This window comes from Bacillus luti (assembly GCF_001884105.1).
Classification (GTDB): domain Bacteria; phylum Bacillota; class Bacilli; order Bacillales; family Bacillaceae_G; genus Bacillus_A; species Bacillus_A luti.
In genome coordinates this window covers 267487-283972 of sequence record NZ_MACI01000069.1, presented here as the reverse complement: position 1 = coordinate 283972, position 16486 = coordinate 267487, and the positions used below count along the sequence as shown (strand labels likewise).

The window sequence follows — 16486 nt, the reverse complement described above, 5'->3', positions numbered from 1 at the left end:
TATACTATATAGAGTTTACTAATAATTAGGAGGAATAGTTCATTGAACAATCAATTTTGTTCATGTCAATCAGATGATACTCCAAAGTTACTACCTCCATCTAACCCTCCCAGTTTACCGTCTACATTTGCTACTCCTATGCCAATAGCTCAAATGAGATTGTGGATGTGCAATTGTCTAGGAAGATGGGGCTATTTAAGGTTATATATACCTGGTACTTTTGGGAGAGATTTATGGTTTTTCCCAACAGAAGTTCGGCGGTGTGATGTATCAGGATATACTTGGCAAAATGGTAGTCGTTTTAAGGTAACTTACCATTATAAACAAATTAGTAATTATATGTGCTTTGCTTAGTGCAAATAGGAGAGATTTATTATGAATCTCTTCTATTTGTGGTTTGCAACTTTTTTTATAAATTTAGGCTATACATAAGCTTCCTATAGAGGGCGTATCACATATGAATGTTAAAGGTACTGAATGAAAAGTAGGTGATTTGTTAAAATGTATAACCAACAAAATTATCCATATGATCAAGGGATGTATTATAATCCACAAAGCTACGGGTATGAATCTGTAAATGAAGTGAGAGATATGGAACAAGAAGATTATAGACCAGATGATGCGGAAGATGCGCCAACGTCACCACCACCGTCACAAGCGCCGTCGTTACCGTCTACATTTGCTTCTCCAGCACAAGCAGGGAATATGAAATCATGGATGTGTAACTGTCTAGGAAGATGGGGCTATTTACGTTTGCACCGTCCTGGACCTTTCGGAAGAGACTTATGGTTCTTCCCGACTGAAGTGAGGAGAAATGGGGTTTCAGGTTACACTTGGCAAGGTGGTCGCCGTCGTAAAGTAAGCTACCGCTATCAACAAATTAGTAATTTTATGTGTTTCGCATAATAAGAAGTGAGAGAGTAAAATAATTTTATTCTCTCACTTTTTTATTTTTCAATATACGAAGTAAGATTTTGTTTAAAAATTTACAATTTTCATGTTTTTATTAGAGTATAATGCAACTATTGGTTCGTTTTCAAAAAAATGAGAGTGAGGGAATACGATGTCAATGAAAAACAAAGTTGGGCTAAAAATAGAGGATGGCATTAATTTAGCTTCCGCGCAGTTTAAAGAAGATGCTTATGAAATTTATAAAGAATCGCGAAAAATGCAACCTATATTATTTGTAAATGAAGTTGAACTCGGTAAAGAATGGCTCATTACAAGATATGAAGATGCTCTGCCACTTTTAAAAGATAATCGTTTAAAAAAAGATATGACAAATGTGTTTCCTCAAGATACAACGAACATGTATCTTTCCGTTGACAATAGTGATCATTTAACAACGCACATGTTAAATTCAGATCCACCTAATCACAGTCGTTTACGATCTTTAGTTCAAAAAGCTTTTACACCGAAGATGATTACACAATTAGACGGAAGAATTCAGAGAATAGCGGATGATTTAATAAGAGAGATAGAGCGAAAAGGTACATTAAATTTAGTGGATGATTATTCATTCCCCTTACCAATCATTGTGATTAGTGAGATGCTTGGCATTCCAAAAGAAGATCAGGCGAAATTTAGAATTTGGTCTCATGCTGTCATTGCATCGCCTGAAACACCTGAAGAAATAAAAGAAATCGAAAAACAACTATCTGAGTTTATTACATATCTTCAATATATAGTTGATGTAAAACGAAAAGATCCAAAAGAAGATTTGGTGAGTGCGCTAATACTTGCAGAAAATGAAGGGCATAAACTTAATGCTCCAGAGCTATATTCAATGATAATGTTATTAATTGTTGCAGGTCATGAGACAACGGTGAATTTAATAACAAATACAGTATTAGCACTTCTCGAAAATCCGGATCAGTTACAGTTATTAAAAAATAATCCAAATTTAATTGACTCCGCTATTGAGGAAGGATTGCGCTATTATTCTCCAGTTGAGGTTACAACTGCAAGATGGGCAGCAGAACCTTTTCAAATTCACGAGCAAATAATACAAAAAGGAGACATGGTTATCATTTCATTAGCTTCGGCTAATCGTGATGAAACAGTATTTGAAAACCCAGAAGTATTCGATATTACTCGGGAAAATAATCGCCATATTGCCTTTGGTCATGGTAGCCATTTCTGCTTAGGCGCTCCACTTGCTAGGTTAGAAGCGAAGATTGCTATTACTACTTTGTTCAATCGAATGCCTGAACTACAAATAAAAGGGAATCGTGAAGAAATTAAATGGCAAGGTAATTATTTAATGCGTTCTTTAGAGGAATTACCATTAACATTCTAGAATATTTATTGTAAGACATGCATACATCGAAAATGATGTACATAGAGTATGTATGTGTAATTTAAATTCGAAACGGAAGGGTGAAAACATCCCAATGATCAACTAATTCTATTTGTAAGAGATCTTCGTTAAAAAACGAAATATTCTTCTGAATAGGATTAGTCTGTACATTTATAGAAAAGGGATGTATTTCGCTCTGCGAAAAATATAGTCTTTTCATATGATTTGTGCTGCCTCCTGTTCAGAACATGAAATAGGAGGCTTTTTTATGTCGACAAATGTAGTAACGAAACAAAATGTTGGGGTATCACAAGTATTAAAAAACCGGTTTGTGCAAGGAATCCTAGCGTCAGCATTATTTTTACAAATTGGAATATGGGTTCGAAACTTTGCGGTATTATTATACGTAATGGAAATGACAAAAGGTGATGCTTTTGCTATTTCGATGATTTCAGTTGCTGAGTTTGCTCCAATTTTTATCTTTTCCTTTATTGGCGGAACTTTTGCTGATAGGTGGAAGCCGAAGAAGACAATGATATGGTGTGAAACGTTAAGTTCTATTTCAGTATTTGCTGTATTAATTACTCTTATGTTTGGTACGTGGAAAATTGTGTTTTTTGTCACGCTTATTTCTGCAATCCTTTCACAGTTTTCTCAACCATCTGGTATGAAATTGTTTAAACAGCATTTATCAACGGAACAAATCCAATTAGCTATGTCTATATATCAAACAATATTTGCGATTTTTATGGTGTTAGGACCGATTCTTGGAACATTTATTTTTCATAGTTTTGGAATTTATATTTCAATCATCATAACAGGTATTGCTTTTTTACTTGCAGCAGCTGTGTTGCTATTTCTTCCTAAAGATCTTGAGAATGATAATGAGAAGAAAGAAATCACGCTATTACAGGAAATGTTGGATGGTATTAAATACGTAAAAAAGAAAAAAGCATTAACTTTGCTTGGACTATGTTTTATGGCAGCAGGGCTAGGGATAGGTTTAATTCAACCACTAGGGATTTTTATTGTAACTGAGCAGTTAGGGTTATCAAAAGAGAGTTTACAATGGTTACTAACAGTAAATGGTGCGGGGATGATTGTTGGAGGAGCTTTAGCGATGGTATTTGCGAAAAATGTTGCTCCGCAAAAAATGTTAATAGTAGGGATGCTCGGTCAGGCCATTGGCATTGGTATAATAGGATACTCTACAAATTTATGGGTGACACTTACAGCACAACTTTTTAGTGGTTTAGCTCTTCCATGTATCCAAATAGGTATTAATACGCTTATTATTCAAAATAGTGATACGGATTTTATTGGTCGTGTTAATGGTATTTTAAGTCCGCTATTTACTGGTTCAATGGTAGTAACGATGAGTATTGCTGGTTCATTAAAGGAGATGTTTTCATTAAGTACGATGTACGAAGGAACGGCTCTACTATTTATAATTGGATTATTGTTTATTTTACCTATTTACAATTTAAAGCCAGTAATAGCAGTTGAAAGTGAAATGAATGGTAAAGGGAGTATGCAACATGAATCCTAATCCAAATGTTAAGTACCCAATTGAAGGAAATCAAAACGTTCATTTTATAAAAAATACAATAACGAAATCTAATATACTCGTTGATGACTATTCTTATTATGATGCGAAACATGGGGAAACTTTAGAAGATCGAGTATTATATCATTATGAATTCATCGGAGATCGTCTCGTTATTGGGAAATTTTGTTGTATTGCATCTGGAGTTACCTTTATTATGAACGGAGCAAATCATCGAATGGATGGATTTTCGGCGTATCCTTTTAATATTTTCGGGAATGGATGGGAGAAATTCGCACCAGATTTATGTGATTTACCATATAAAGGAGATACAGTTATAGGAAATGACGTTTGGATTGGTATGGATACAACTATTATGCCCGGAATAAAAATAGGTGATGGTGCAATAATTGCAGCTAAATCTGTTGTGACTAGAGACGTCGCACCATATACAATTGTTGGTGGAAACCCTGCAAATAAAATAAAAGAGAGATTTTCAAATGCAATAATAGAAGAATTATTGCGAATTCAATGGTGGCATTTTGACGTTGAAAAGATAACCCAAAATATCGATGCTATTGTACGAGGTGATATAGAATCATTAAGAAAGCTCAAAAGGTAATAAAAAATGCATTCTAAAGAGTATCATACCTCCGAATTTTGTTAATGATAATAGAACAAGGAGGTGTGATACTATGGCACAAGACGTTTTATGTGAAGTAAACAATTGTAAATTTTGGGCTAACGGTAATAAATGTAGTGCAGACGCAATTTATGTAGTAAGTAATAAAGGGAAACATGCATCAACTACGGAAGAAACAGATTGCAAAACTTTTGATCCAGAAATATAAATTTTTGAAGGGTAGCCAAATCGTGGTTGCCCTTTTATTAATTATAGTATTGATAATAAATCTCATTTTCATTCATGTTTTTAAAAATTATTTCTTGACCTGAAACGCTTTTCATAAATTATAAATAAGGAGTACTTCACGAGATCAGTATGAGAACGATATCTTTCGTTTCATATGCACTCGTGTATTTATAGAAAGTGGTGAAGAAATAATGAAATTAATTGCAATTGATTTAGATGGAACTCTTCTTTCGGGGAATAAAATGATTAGTAAAGAGAATGCAGAAGCAATTCGAAAATGTCAGGAAGCTGGCCACGTTGTAGCAATTTGTACAGGACGTTCTATCGTCGACATTGAACGATTATTGTTAGAAGTTAATTTAGAGTGTCCAATTATTGCGGAAAATGGTGCGCTTATATATAAAGATAAAGAAATGATGAAGAGACATCCAATTCAAAATATGCAGGCACTTGAGATTGTTAACTATCTCGAAGAAAATGGCTTATATTATCAACTTTATACTGATAAAGGTGTGTACGTACCGGAATATGGCGTAGAGAGTGTACGTAACGAAATCGAATACGTGAAGAATACAAAAGAAAATATCGACTTGAAAGAGTTAGAAACGATCGCAGCATTATACCTTGAGCATACAGCTTTTCATAGTGCGGAAAGCTGCAAACCAATTGTACAAACAGATATACACGTGCATAAACTGTTACCTTTTTCTTATGACATTGATAAACTAAAACAATTAAAAGAGAAGTTTCTGCATAATACAGATTTAGCAATTACATCTTCCTATTGGCATAATTTAGAGATTAATCATCGAGAGGCTCAAAAAGGAAATGGATTATATACATTGGCAGAACACCTTAATATTTCAGTTGAAAATACAGTAGCGATAGGTGATGGCCTAAACGATGTTTCCATGATGGAAAAAGCAAATATATCAATTGCAATGGGAAATGCAGTTGAAGAAATAAAAGCGATGTGTCAATACGAAACGTTGACAAATGAAGAACACGGTGTTGCACATGCTCTCTATACGCATGTGTTAGCATAAAAAGTAAAAAAGAATCCTCATTGGATTCTTTTTTACTTTTTATTAGGGGTAAGGTATTCTATGAGATGCATAGAAGCCTTATTACCTATCATTATATAGAATATATTGGAATAAATGTTTAAAATTTTCATAATAATTATGAAAATTTTGTGAACTTTATATCTCTTTGTATTTTTATTCTACTAAGAATCGTTTGCTATTTTGAAATTTAACGAAAATAAAGTAAGTTAGGTTGAGGGGGCATACACATAATAAGTTGCTTCGTATGGAATGGATAAACGCTTTACTTGAGTGTATACTATTATCTATTTTTAATTGAAAAATAAAATTTGTTTGAATAATTATTCTACAGCTATATACCTATACGCACATTCTTCGTATAATGGAGAAGTATGAATTTTGGATTTGTATTAATTTTACATATTGAGGTGAAAAAGCAATGAATGCGCGGCTAATGGAACTTATTGATGTGAGTACAATAGAAACCATGGCAGAACAATTTTATAAGTTAACAAACATATCACATCAACTTCTTGATGCTGAAAAAGTATGTATATTTTCATTTGGAATAAATGAAATGGAAATATGTAAGCTTCCCAAAATTGAAATCCCCATTTTCTTATACAATCAATATTTAGGATCTTTTGTGGTATGGTGCCCAAAAAGTGAAATTTTCAATTGTCAAAAATACTTTGAAATGCTAGCAAACCTGATTTTAGATGGGGTAATAAAAGTATTTCAAAGTAAAAATGCAACGTTGCTCTCTCAAAAAGAGGAGGAGCTACATACAATTTTACAAAACATGCCTGTCATGGTCGATGCGCTTGATCATAATGGGGAATTTATTCTATGGAATCGTGAATGTGAAATTGTTACAGGTTATACCGCTGAAGAGATAATCGGGAATCCAAATGCACTTCAATTATTGTACCCAGACCATAATTATCGTCACCAAATACAAAGTAAATTTTTGACTCGTGGAAAAAATTTTAGAGATTGGGAAATGCGTATAACATGTAAAAACGGAGAAGTTAAAACAATCATGTGGTCAAATATATCAGAGCAGTTTCCTGTAACAGGATTCAGCTACTGGGCTGTTGGTGTAGATATTACACATTTAAAAGCGATAGAAAAGCAGTTGAAACAACAAACATCTGAATTGGAATTAATTTTTAAAGCTTTACCAGATTTATGTTTCTTAACAGAAGATGATGGCACAATTATAGATTATAAAGCAGGATCTCCTACAAAATTTTACGTACCCGCAGAGGCTTTTATGGGAAAAAAGTTTTACGAAGTATTACCATCTCCAGTAGCGCAGCAATTTCAAGAAGCAATTCATCAAGTGAAAGAAAAAGGAACAAATACAATTGTTGAATACCCGCTTGCAATTAATGGAAGTGTTAATTTCTTTGAAGCTAGATGCTTACCATTATTGCAGGATAAAATTATGATTATCGTACGCGATATTACAGAGCGGAAAAAGACAGAAGAATTGCTAAACAAATCAGATACATTAGCAGCGATTGGTCAATTAGCAGCGGGTGTAGCTCATGAAGTTAGGAACCCATTAACCGTAATTAAAGGGTTTATACAGCTATTTCAAATCAATAAAGAAGATCAAGAAAAATATTTTGATCTTATGCTTTCGGAAATTGAAAGAATAGAAGCGATTCTCCAAGAGTTTTTGTCGATTGCAAAAACAGATGAAATAAATACGGAAAAGAAAAATATTTATCAAATATTTAAAAATGTCGTATCATTAATAAATACAAAAGCAATTATGACAAATATTCAAGTGGAATTATATACAGATTCCAAAGAGTTAATTATTGAATGTTCAGAAAACCAACTAAAACAGGTATTTATTAATATTTTACAAAATTCAATTGAAGCTATGCCAGCTGGCGGGAAAATTTCAGTTCATATAAAAAAGATCAATAATGAGGGCGTTATTATTCATGTAATAGATGAAGGAATAGGAATACCTGAAGAAAGAATTAAGAGATTAGGGGAGCCTTTTTATAGTACGAAAGAAAAAGGTACCGGTATTGGATTAATGTTAAGCTATAAAATTATTGAAAGTCATCAAGGGACAATAAGTACTATGAGTAAGGTTGGGGTCGGGACAACTGTAACGATTTACTTGCCAAAAATTCAGAGTAAACAATCTCTATCAAATTGTGATGATAGTTGTATATCAATACGATCTACTATTAATTCTTAAATTATTAAATACCCAATAACAAAAAGCTAAACTTTTTGTTATTGGGTATTTTTATGTTTACTTTAGTAAACTTTACCTTTTCTTTACCTTTGTTTTAATTTCAATTAAGTTTTTAACATTATATTAATATCCATACGAAGTAATGTATAGAAGTTGTACATTATTTTTAATTTAGAGGTACCATTATTATTCAAATCGCTAAAAGGAGGAGGTTATGACAAAGTGAAGAAGCAAGAGAAAAAAAGTAATAGAGCAATGCCAGTGCGGTTAAACATTTTATTCTTTTGTGTATTTTTATTATTTTCTGCCATGATAATAAAGTTAGGTAAAGTGCAAATTATCGATGGAGAGACGCATAAAAATGAAGTAGAGAAGAGAGAAAATGCAACCGTGAGTCTTTCTGTCCCGCGTGGGAAAATATTTGATCGAGAAGGGAATCCAGTTGTTGATAATAAATCTTTACGCACGATTACATATACAAAGATGAAAGGAGTAAAATCAGAAGAAATGCTAAAAACTGCAAGACAACTTGCAGAAATAATTGAAATGCCGCAAGAAGATATAAATAAGTTAACTGAGACAGATAAGAAAGATTTTTGGATGCAATTAAATCCAAAACTTGCTGAAAATCTAGTATCAAAAAAAGAAATAGATTCATTTAGGGAGAAAGATATTAGTGGAAAGAAGCTAGATAAAAAAATAGAAGAGTTAAAAAGAAAACGAGTTACAGATAAAAATCTTAAAGAATTAACAGATAAAGATATAAAGGTGTTAGCTATTAAAAGTAAAATGGCTTCTGGTTATCAAATGGCACCTCAAATTATTAAAAAAGATGTTAGTGAAAAGGAATATACTGTGATTAGTGAGGGTTTAGCGAATCTCCCAGGTGTAGATGCATCAGTTGATTGGGAGAGATTCTATGTAAATGATGGATTATTCCGATCCGTTCTTGGAAATGTTTCTAATGCCGATGAAGGATTACCAAGTGAACGATTAGATTATTATTTGGTGCGTGATTATAGCCGAAATGATAGAGTCGGCAAAAGTTATATCGAGCAGCAATACGAAGATGTACTTCACGGTACGAAAAAAGAAGTAAGAAGCATTGCCGATAAACAGGGTAATACGACAAGAACAGAAACGGTTTCGGAAGGAAAAAGCGGAAAGAATTTAACTTTAACAATTGATATGGAATTACAGAAAAAAGTTGAAGAGAGCATAGAAAAAATATTAAAACAATATAAAGGATCAGAATCAATGTTAGACCGTGCTTTCGTTGTAATGATGAATCCGAAAAACGGCCAAGTATTATCAATGGCTGGGAAAAAGCTTGTAGAAAAAGATGGAAAAACGGAAGTGGAAGATTATGCTTTAGGTACGATGACAAGTTCATATGAGCTTGGATCAACTGTTAAAGGTGCGACAGTGTTAACAGGGTTTGAAACAAATGCTATAACTCCAGGAACACATTTTTATGATGCACCTATGAAGTTTAAAGGTACTAAGGAGAAGAAGTCTTGGAAAGAGTTTGGAAATATAGACGATCAAAGAGCGTTACAAGTTTCTTCAAACGTTTATATGTTTAATATTGCATTAAAAATTGCCGGCGTGGATTATGTGAAAAATAGTTCACTAGATATTAAACAAGAATACTTTGATAAAATGAGGTATTATTTCAGGCAATTTGGACTAGGCGTACAAACTGGTATTGATTTGCCGAATGAAACTGCGGGACAAATTGGAAGAAAAGATAATCAGCCTGGTTTCTTATTAGATTATTCGATTGGACAATATGATACGTATACACCACTTCAGCTTGCACAATATATTTCAACTATCGCAAATGGCGGTTATCGAATGAAACCGCAAATTGTTCAAGAGATTAGAGAACAAACCGTTCAAAAAGATGAAGTTGGTAAAGTGATGCATTCAATAGAACCAGTCGTTTTAAATAAAGTAGATATGAAAGAGGAGTATATAAATCAAGTAAAAGAAGGATTTAGAAAGGTATTCCAAGAAGGGGATGGAACGGGAGTAAGAGCGTTCCAAAAAGCACCGTATAAACCAGCTGGTAAAACAGGGACCGCACAAACGGTATACGGTGGAGAAAGTGATATTGGGCGAAATGAGAAAGGCGATCGTAGAGAATGCTATAACTTAACATTAGCAGGATATGCCCCATATGATGATCCAGAAGTAGCATTTTCTATTGTTGTACCGTGGGTTATAAATGATAAATCTGGTATTAATTCTGATATTGGTAAAGAAGTTTTAGATGCTTATTTTGAATTGAAAAGTAAGCGATTAACTGGGGAAGTGACAAAAGTAGAGAATTAAAAAATGTGAATCGTCTCTAGTATGTATAGAAACTAGGGACGTTTTAATATAGGAATAAATTAGAAAAGAGGCATAAAATAATTCTATTAACTATTCACGTTTTATAAAATAAATCATATATTGATAGCATAGGACAAGCTGAAAAGCTTATCCTAACCTCACAGAACACTCCTTATCACATCTAAGCATCTACTTATGTAGATGCTTTTTTATTGATATCGATTATTTATAAACATAATGTAGCAAGTGTATTAAGACTGTTAATGTTAATTTTGTAATATAGTAATTGCAGTCATGGACCCATAATTAAATTAATAGTTTGGACAATATAAAACATAGAAATCACACCTATATGCTTGTATTATCTAGCGAAATGCACAGCAGTATTTGCATGTAAAAAAGCAGTATCAAATACAGGAACTGTTAGATCGTTCTGGGAAATGAGCAAAGGTATTTCAGTACAACCGAGTAGTATACCTTCCGCACCATTTTGAACTAATGAGTTTGTAATTTGTAATAGCTTTTCTTTTGATGTTTCTGAAATAATTCCTCTACTTAATTCATTTAATATGACATGATGGATAAATGCTCTTTCTTTGTCATCAGGGATAATTGTCTCAATGTTATAACTTGCTAGTCGTGATGTATAGAAATCTTGTTCCATCGTTTGTTTCGTACCCAATAGTCCGATACGCTTTATATTTTGTTCTACCATTTCTTTAGCACTTACATCACCAATGTGAAGAAGCGGTATGGATATTGCCTTTTCTACTTCTTCAGCAAATAAATGGACCGTATTTGAACATATCAATAAACATTCAGCTCCGGATTTTTCAACCTTTTTTGCAACTGTGACTAATTCATTTTTCACTTCTTCATATTGGTGGTTTTGTAATAAAGTAGTTACTTCACCAAAGTCCATACTATATAAAACAAGCTTCGCATTTTGATCATATTGAGAAAGTGTAAGTGTATTAATATGTTTATAGTATAGTGATGTAGATTCCCAACTTAGTCCACCAATTAAACCAATTACTTTCATCATACATTCCTCCTGTAACAACTTTGAATTTATTATTTCATAATTCCGATAAGAATACAATGATTTAAACGTACTGTTAAACAAAAAATAAAAATAATTAGAAAAGTGTTGAAATTTATACTTCTTAGTGCCATAATACGAATTACAAATTAATACTTATCCAGAGAGGTGGAGGGAACGGCCCTATGAAACCTCAGCAACCCCTATGTAAATTCATAGGAAGGTGCTAATTCCGCAGAGGACACGATGTGTTTTTTGAAAGATAAGAGGATTCTTGAACGTGAAAGAAAATGACCTCTTATGCAAGAGGTCATTTTTTGTTGTACAGAAAGGGAGTGTCGATGCATAATTCATTTTCAAAATAAATATAGAGTAATTAAAGCTGACTAATATGAGAGGGGAATTGTAATGAATAAATTAACGACAAAGTTAGTAGTAGCAATTGGGATTGGAGCTGCCTTATATGGCATATTAGGACTTTGGGGATTCACTATTGCACCGAATACATTTATTAAACCTGGATTAGCCATTTTAACTGTTTTTGGAGCTTTATTTGGTCCCGTTGCTGGACTGTTAATAGGACTAATTGGTCATACCGTAACAGATACAATCGCCGGATTCGGTATTTGGTGGGGATGGGTTATTAGTTCAGGCATTATCGGCTTTGCAATGGGGCTCATTCAAAAAAGAGTTGGCTTTAGTGTGAAAAACGGGACATATAATAAGGGAGATATTTCTTATTTAGCCATTACTGGGTTAATTGGTATTGTCATTGCTATTATATTTGCTGGAGCCTTCGATATTGTTGTGATGGGAGAACCGTTTGACAAAATTGTTATACAAGTACTAGGAGCGACTATATCTGATGTTCTTGTATTTTTAGTTCTTGGATTACCAATTACAATTGGCTTAGCTAAATCAAATAAGAAACATACACATTTAAAAATTGAAAAGTAGGGATGTTAATATGCGACCGATTATTTCTTTCGAACAATTTACCTTTCAATACGGGCATGCTGCACAGCCCACATTAAAAGACATTACTTTTCATATATATCCTGGGGAAAAAGTATTAATTGCTGGACGAAGCGGTTCAGGAAAATCAACATTAGCTCATTGTATTAATGGGCTAATCCCATTTTCATATGAAGGGATTAGTACAGGAAACATTTCAATTGCTGGTAAAGATCCGAGGAAAGGCAGTATTTTTGAACAGAGTAAACATGTAGGAACAATTTTGCAAGATCAAGACGCTCAATTTATTGGTTTGACAGTAGAAGAAGATGTAGCATTTTATTTAGAAAATGAATGTGTACATCAAGATGATATGAAAAAGATCGTTTCGGATTCATTAAGAAAGGTAAAGATGCATAGTACTCATAAACAAAGTCCACATGAATTATCAGGAGGCCAAAAGCAAACTGTTTCTCTAGCAGGTCTGCTAACAACAAATGCGGATATATTATTGTTCGATGAACCGTTAGCAAACTTAGATCCGCTAAGCAGCTTACATACGATTGAACTGATTAAAGATATACATAGGCAATATAAGAAAACAATTGTAATTATTGAACATCGAATAGAAGAAATTTTAAATTTGGATTTAGATAAAATTATTTTGATTGATGAAGGTGAAGTTGTCGCGATAGGAACACCAGAAGAGATTTTAGCGTCACATATATTACCGCGTATCGGCTTAAGAGAGCCTATTTACATCGAAGCATTAAAGAAATTACATTACGATAGTAAAAGTGGCTTACTATATCCACTTGAAAATCTTCAAAAGGAAAGGATTAGTGGCATTATAAAAGAGTGGGTGAAAAAGCAAACTTTTGTAATGGATACTACTAAAAATAAAGAAGTGTTTAAAGTGAAAAATTTGTCATTTGCGTATCCTAATAATCAAAGCGTATTAAAAAATGTTAATTTTTCAATATATGAAGGAGAAATTGCAACACTTTTGGGCCAGAATGGAGCTGGGAAATCTACATTAGCCAATAGCCTTATTGGAATAAACAAAATAAAAGGTGGAGAAATTTTGTTAGATGGAGTAACTATTAATTCTTGGTCTATTCGTAAACGTGGGGAGAGTATATGTTATGTAATGCAAAATCCAAATCACATGATTACGCAACCGACTGTTTTAGAAGAAGTTGTATTTACATTAAAAATAAAAAAATTTTCAAAGGAAGAAATTAAGAATAGAGCTGAAGAAGCGTTAAAAATTTGTGGTTTATATCCATTTCGTAATTGGCCAATTCAGGCATTAAGCTACGGACAAAAGAAGAGATTAACTATTGCAACTGTATTAACAACAAATCCAAAACTCATCATATTAGATGAACCGACGGCTGGACAAGATTATTATCATTATAAACAGTTCATGTCGTTTATTAGAAACCTAGCTAAAAAAGGAATCTCATTTATTTTTATCACGCACGATATGAATCTAGCGTTAGAATATGCAGACCGAGCGATAGTACTACATGAAGGAGAAATAATTGCTGATAATACTGTATCCACTGTATTAGGAGATCAAGAGATACTACAAAGGGCTAACTTAAGAGAGAGTTCTTTATTCAAGCTTGTTACATTTAGCGGAGTTTCCTGTCCAAAAAAATTTATAGAGCTTTATTTCTGTGATAATAGGAGTGAGGAAGGTGCATAGTACATATTTTCATCGTATGGATGGAGCAGTAAAATTGTTTTTATTTATTTTTTGTATGACACTTACCTTTTTGTTTTTTGATTTTCGTATATTGTTAATTTTATGTTTTATTGGGTGTATTGGACTTTCGCTTGCTAAAATTCCGCTTCGTAAAATTTTAATTGTTTTTAGTGTTATTTTTACATTTAGTTTATTAAACTCTGTCATGATTTTATTAATTACGCCAACCCATGGATCTGAATTAACTGGATCATATACTTCGTTTTTACATATTGGTTATGCGACAATTACATATGAAACATTATTTTATACAGCTACGCTTTCATTAAAGTATTTTACGTTATTACCTTTTACACTTCTCTTTATTTATACGACAGATCCAAGTGAATTTGTAAGTAGCTTAAATAAACTTGGCATTCATTATAAAATTACATATGCAATAAATATCGCATTACGTTATATACCTGATATTCAATCCGAATATCGAATTATTAAACATGCTCAAGAATCAAGAGGAATAGCTTTTGAAAAAGGAGAAGCAAGTTTATGGACGCGCATGAAAAATCGTATTTTAATTTTCTGGCCTCTAATTATTCATTCGCTAGACAGAATTGATACAGTTTCAAATGCAATGGATTTAAGAGGATTTGGCAAGAAGGATAAACGTACGTGGTTCTATACAAGAAAAGCAAACGCCTGGGATTTTATTGCTTTGCTTGTAGGGATATTCATTTTGATTTTTGCAGTTTATTTAAAATTACATGTATTTCAAGATTTTTGGTATCCATTTTAAAGCACTCTAATAGGAGTGCTTTTACTTATTTTATGCAGACATGCTCAAAAAAGGGATATTTACATAATGTATAATACGAACCAGTTAAAATGATCAACTACCTATTAGTTTTCAAACCAAAAGGAGGAGAAAATATGAGTTACGGTGGTTCTTGTGGTTTTGGTGGAGGTTTCGCTTTATTAGTTGTGTTGTTTATTTTATTAATTATTGTTGGATGCAGCTGTTGGGGCGGAGGATACTAATTTTTAATTAGTCTCCAATAATGTAAACGAAAAAAACATAGTAGATACTTATGTATCGAAACAAATAAAAAAGGAGCATACTAGCTCCTTTTTTATTTGTTTTAAGATAGGTTCTTATTATATTTTGGAAAAGTGATTATCAATGTTGTACCTTTCGTAATAACGCTTCGAATTTTTAAAGAACCTTGCATCGTTTCGATGATCTTAACAGCAACCATGGTACCTAAACCTGTACCTTTCGTTTTCGTACTAAAATACGGTTCACCAAATCGATTTATTTGCTCTTGTGACATTCCAACTCCGCTATCCTCAATTCGTATTATAACTTTATTGTTATGAATAGAAGAGGAAATATTTAAGGTACCACCATCAGGCATGGCTTCAATCGCATTTTTTATTAAGTTTAAAACACATTGTTGAAAATGTTGTTTATTGCCAACAATTGTTGCCTCTGAGAAGTTTTTTATAATATGTATTGTATTCATATTACATAATGGCAATATCATATTAATAACTCGATTTAACTCTTGTTCTACTGAAATATGATCTAGCTTTTCTGATGCGGGTTTGGCAAACGTTAAATAATCATCAATAATTACCTGGGCTCGATTTAACTCTTCCAATATATGTTCAATATATTTGTCTCTTGATTCTGGAGTTAAATTTGGTGTTTTTAAAAGTTGAGTAAATCCTTTTACGACAGTTAAGGGATTTCTTACCTCGTGAGATATACTAGCTGCGAGTTGGCTAACAATCTCCATTTTTTCCATCTTAATTAACTTCGACCGCATAAATACTGCATCTTTTAATACTTCATTAAAATAAACAATAAATAGCATCAAAGTAGTTGGTAATATTATGAAATAAATAATATACAAATTATTCACTTCAAAGTCTGATAAAGTTAATACAATCACAGTTGTAAATATTGCTAGGAAAAAAGTTAAAAACATAGCAGAAGCTACTTTAACTTTTCTATTATATGTATTAAATTTTGCAGATGCAAAAGCTGTAATAATGAACATTGTGCCGTAAACAATGACAGTTAACATGTTAAATCCGTAAAATGCAAATCTTGTAATTAATAAAATAGTAAACAATATGATACCAACAGGGAATCCACCATAAAGTGTACCTATTAAAACAGGAATTTGCCTTAAATCATGAATACAATTTTCATCCATATAGATAGGATAACGCATACATAAAATAAGAGGGATAGTCGTACAAACGGTAATAAGTAGTTTTCTATATTTCTTTAAATAACGCCCACTATCATATATAAAATAAAAAACAAATATACTACTTAAAATGTATAGAAGATTATTTAATACGTTTTGATTAATATAAACAAAGTTCATAATATTTGCCTCGTTATTCTGAATTTCTATTTCATCTGTATTATACATGATAAT

The 16486-nt window shown here is 32.5% G+C and carries 14 protein-coding genes, 1 pseudogene and 1 riboswitch; of the genes and pseudogenes, 13 read left to right on the top strand and 2 right to left on the bottom strand.

Annotated elements, in window-relative coordinates; genetic code table 11:
* Nucleotides 1–81 precede the first annotated feature (81 nt).
* The 9 genes and pseudogenes from BAQ48_RS17545 to BAQ48_RS17505 all read left to right on the top strand — a co-directional run.
* Nucleotides 82–354 (top strand): annotated as a pseudogene (locus BAQ48_RS17545) (hypothetical protein); the annotation flags it as partial.
* A 147-nt stretch (nucleotides 355–501) separates the two neighbouring features.
* On the top strand, nucleotides 502–906 hold the full coding sequence (locus BAQ48_RS17540) for a hypothetical protein (protein ID WP_071712128.1): 405 nt from the start codon (nucleotides 502–504) through the stop codon (nucleotides 904–906).
* Between the two features lie 157 nt (nucleotides 907–1063).
* Nucleotides 1064–2299: a cytochrome P450 family protein gene (locus BAQ48_RS17535; RefSeq protein ID WP_071712127.1), complete on the top strand. Its 1236-nt coding sequence runs from the start codon at nucleotides 1064–1066 to the stop codon at nucleotides 2297–2299.
* 268 nt (nucleotides 2300–2567) lie between these two features.
* Nucleotides 2568–3848 carry an MFS transporter gene (locus BAQ48_RS17530; RefSeq protein WP_071712126.1) on the top strand — a complete coding sequence of 427 codons (1281 nt, stop codon included), beginning with the start codon at nucleotides 2568–2570 and terminating at the stop codon, nucleotides 3846–3848.
* Nucleotides 3838–4467: a Vat family streptogramin A O-acetyltransferase gene (locus BAQ48_RS17525; RefSeq protein ID WP_071712125.1), complete on the top strand. Its 630-nt coding sequence runs from the start codon at nucleotides 3838–3840 to the stop codon at nucleotides 4465–4467. Before BAQ48_RS17530 ends, BAQ48_RS17525 begins: the two co-directional genes overlap by 11 nt.
* Nucleotides 4468–4540: 73 nt before the next feature.
* Nucleotides 4541–4696, top strand: coding sequence for a DUF1540 domain-containing protein (locus BAQ48_RS17520; RefSeq protein WP_000046092.1), 156 nt, complete (start codon nucleotides 4541–4543; stop codon nucleotides 4694–4696).
* 211 nt (nucleotides 4697–4907) lie between these two features.
* On the top strand, nucleotides 4908–5762 hold the full coding sequence (locus BAQ48_RS17515) for a Cof-type HAD-IIB family hydrolase (protein WP_071712124.1): 855 nt from the start codon (nucleotides 4908–4910) through the stop codon (nucleotides 5760–5762).
* A gap of 439 nt (nucleotides 5763–6201) precedes the next feature.
* Nucleotides 6202–7989: a PAS domain-containing sensor histidine kinase gene (locus BAQ48_RS17510; RefSeq protein WP_071712123.1), complete on the top strand. Its 1788-nt coding sequence runs from the start codon at nucleotides 6202–6204 to the stop codon at nucleotides 7987–7989.
* 222 nt (nucleotides 7990–8211) lie between these two features.
* The gene (locus tag BAQ48_RS17505) at nucleotides 8212–10326 is read left to right on the top strand and encodes a peptidoglycan D,D-transpeptidase FtsI family protein (RefSeq protein WP_071712122.1); all 2115 of its coding nucleotides are present in this window, start codon (nucleotides 8212–8214) and stop codon (nucleotides 10324–10326) included.
* A 361-nt stretch (nucleotides 10327–10687) separates the two neighbouring features.
* Here the strand turns inward: BAQ48_RS17505 and BAQ48_RS17500 are convergent, their stop codons facing one another.
* A complete protein-coding gene (locus BAQ48_RS17500; RefSeq protein ID WP_116758534.1) occupies nucleotides 10688–11371 on the bottom strand; it encodes an aspartate/glutamate racemase family protein in 684 nt (227 codons plus the stop codon).
* A gap of 150 nt (nucleotides 11372–11521) precedes the next feature.
* A riboswitch (SAM riboswitch) is annotated at nucleotides 11522–11637 on the top strand.
* Nucleotides 11638–11776: 139 nt separating this feature from the next.
* On the opposite strand from BAQ48_RS17500, the gene BAQ48_RS17495 reads away from it, so the two are divergent.
* From BAQ48_RS17495 to BAQ48_RS17480, 4 genes are all read left to right on the top strand, one after another.
* Entirely contained in the window at nucleotides 11777–12325 is a 549-nt protein-coding gene (locus tag BAQ48_RS17495; RefSeq protein ID WP_071712120.1) for an ECF-type riboflavin transporter substrate-binding protein, read from the top strand.
* Nucleotides 12326–12335: 10 nt separating this feature from the next.
* A complete protein-coding gene (locus tag BAQ48_RS17490) occupies nucleotides 12336–14036 on the top strand; it encodes an ABC transporter ATP-binding protein (protein WP_071712119.1) in 1701 nt (566 codons plus the stop codon).
* Nucleotides 14029–14829: an energy-coupling factor transporter transmembrane component T family protein gene (locus BAQ48_RS17485; protein WP_071712118.1), complete on the top strand. Its 801-nt coding sequence runs from the start codon at nucleotides 14029–14031 to the stop codon at nucleotides 14827–14829. The genes BAQ48_RS17490 and BAQ48_RS17485 overlap by 8 nt, the downstream gene beginning before the upstream one ends.
* A 134-nt stretch (nucleotides 14830–14963) precedes the next feature.
* Entirely contained in the window at nucleotides 14964–15071 is a 108-nt protein-coding gene (locus tag BAQ48_RS17480; RefSeq protein WP_000120182.1) for a YjcZ family sporulation protein, read from the top strand.
* Between the two features lie 101 nt (nucleotides 15072–15172).
* Here the strand turns inward: BAQ48_RS17480 and BAQ48_RS17475 are convergent, their stop codons facing one another.
* Nucleotides 15173–16480: a sensor histidine kinase gene (locus BAQ48_RS17475; protein ID WP_116758533.1), complete on the bottom strand. Its 1308-nt coding sequence runs from the start codon at nucleotides 16478–16480 to the stop codon at nucleotides 15173–15175.
* Nucleotides 16481–16486 lie beyond the last annotated feature (6 nt).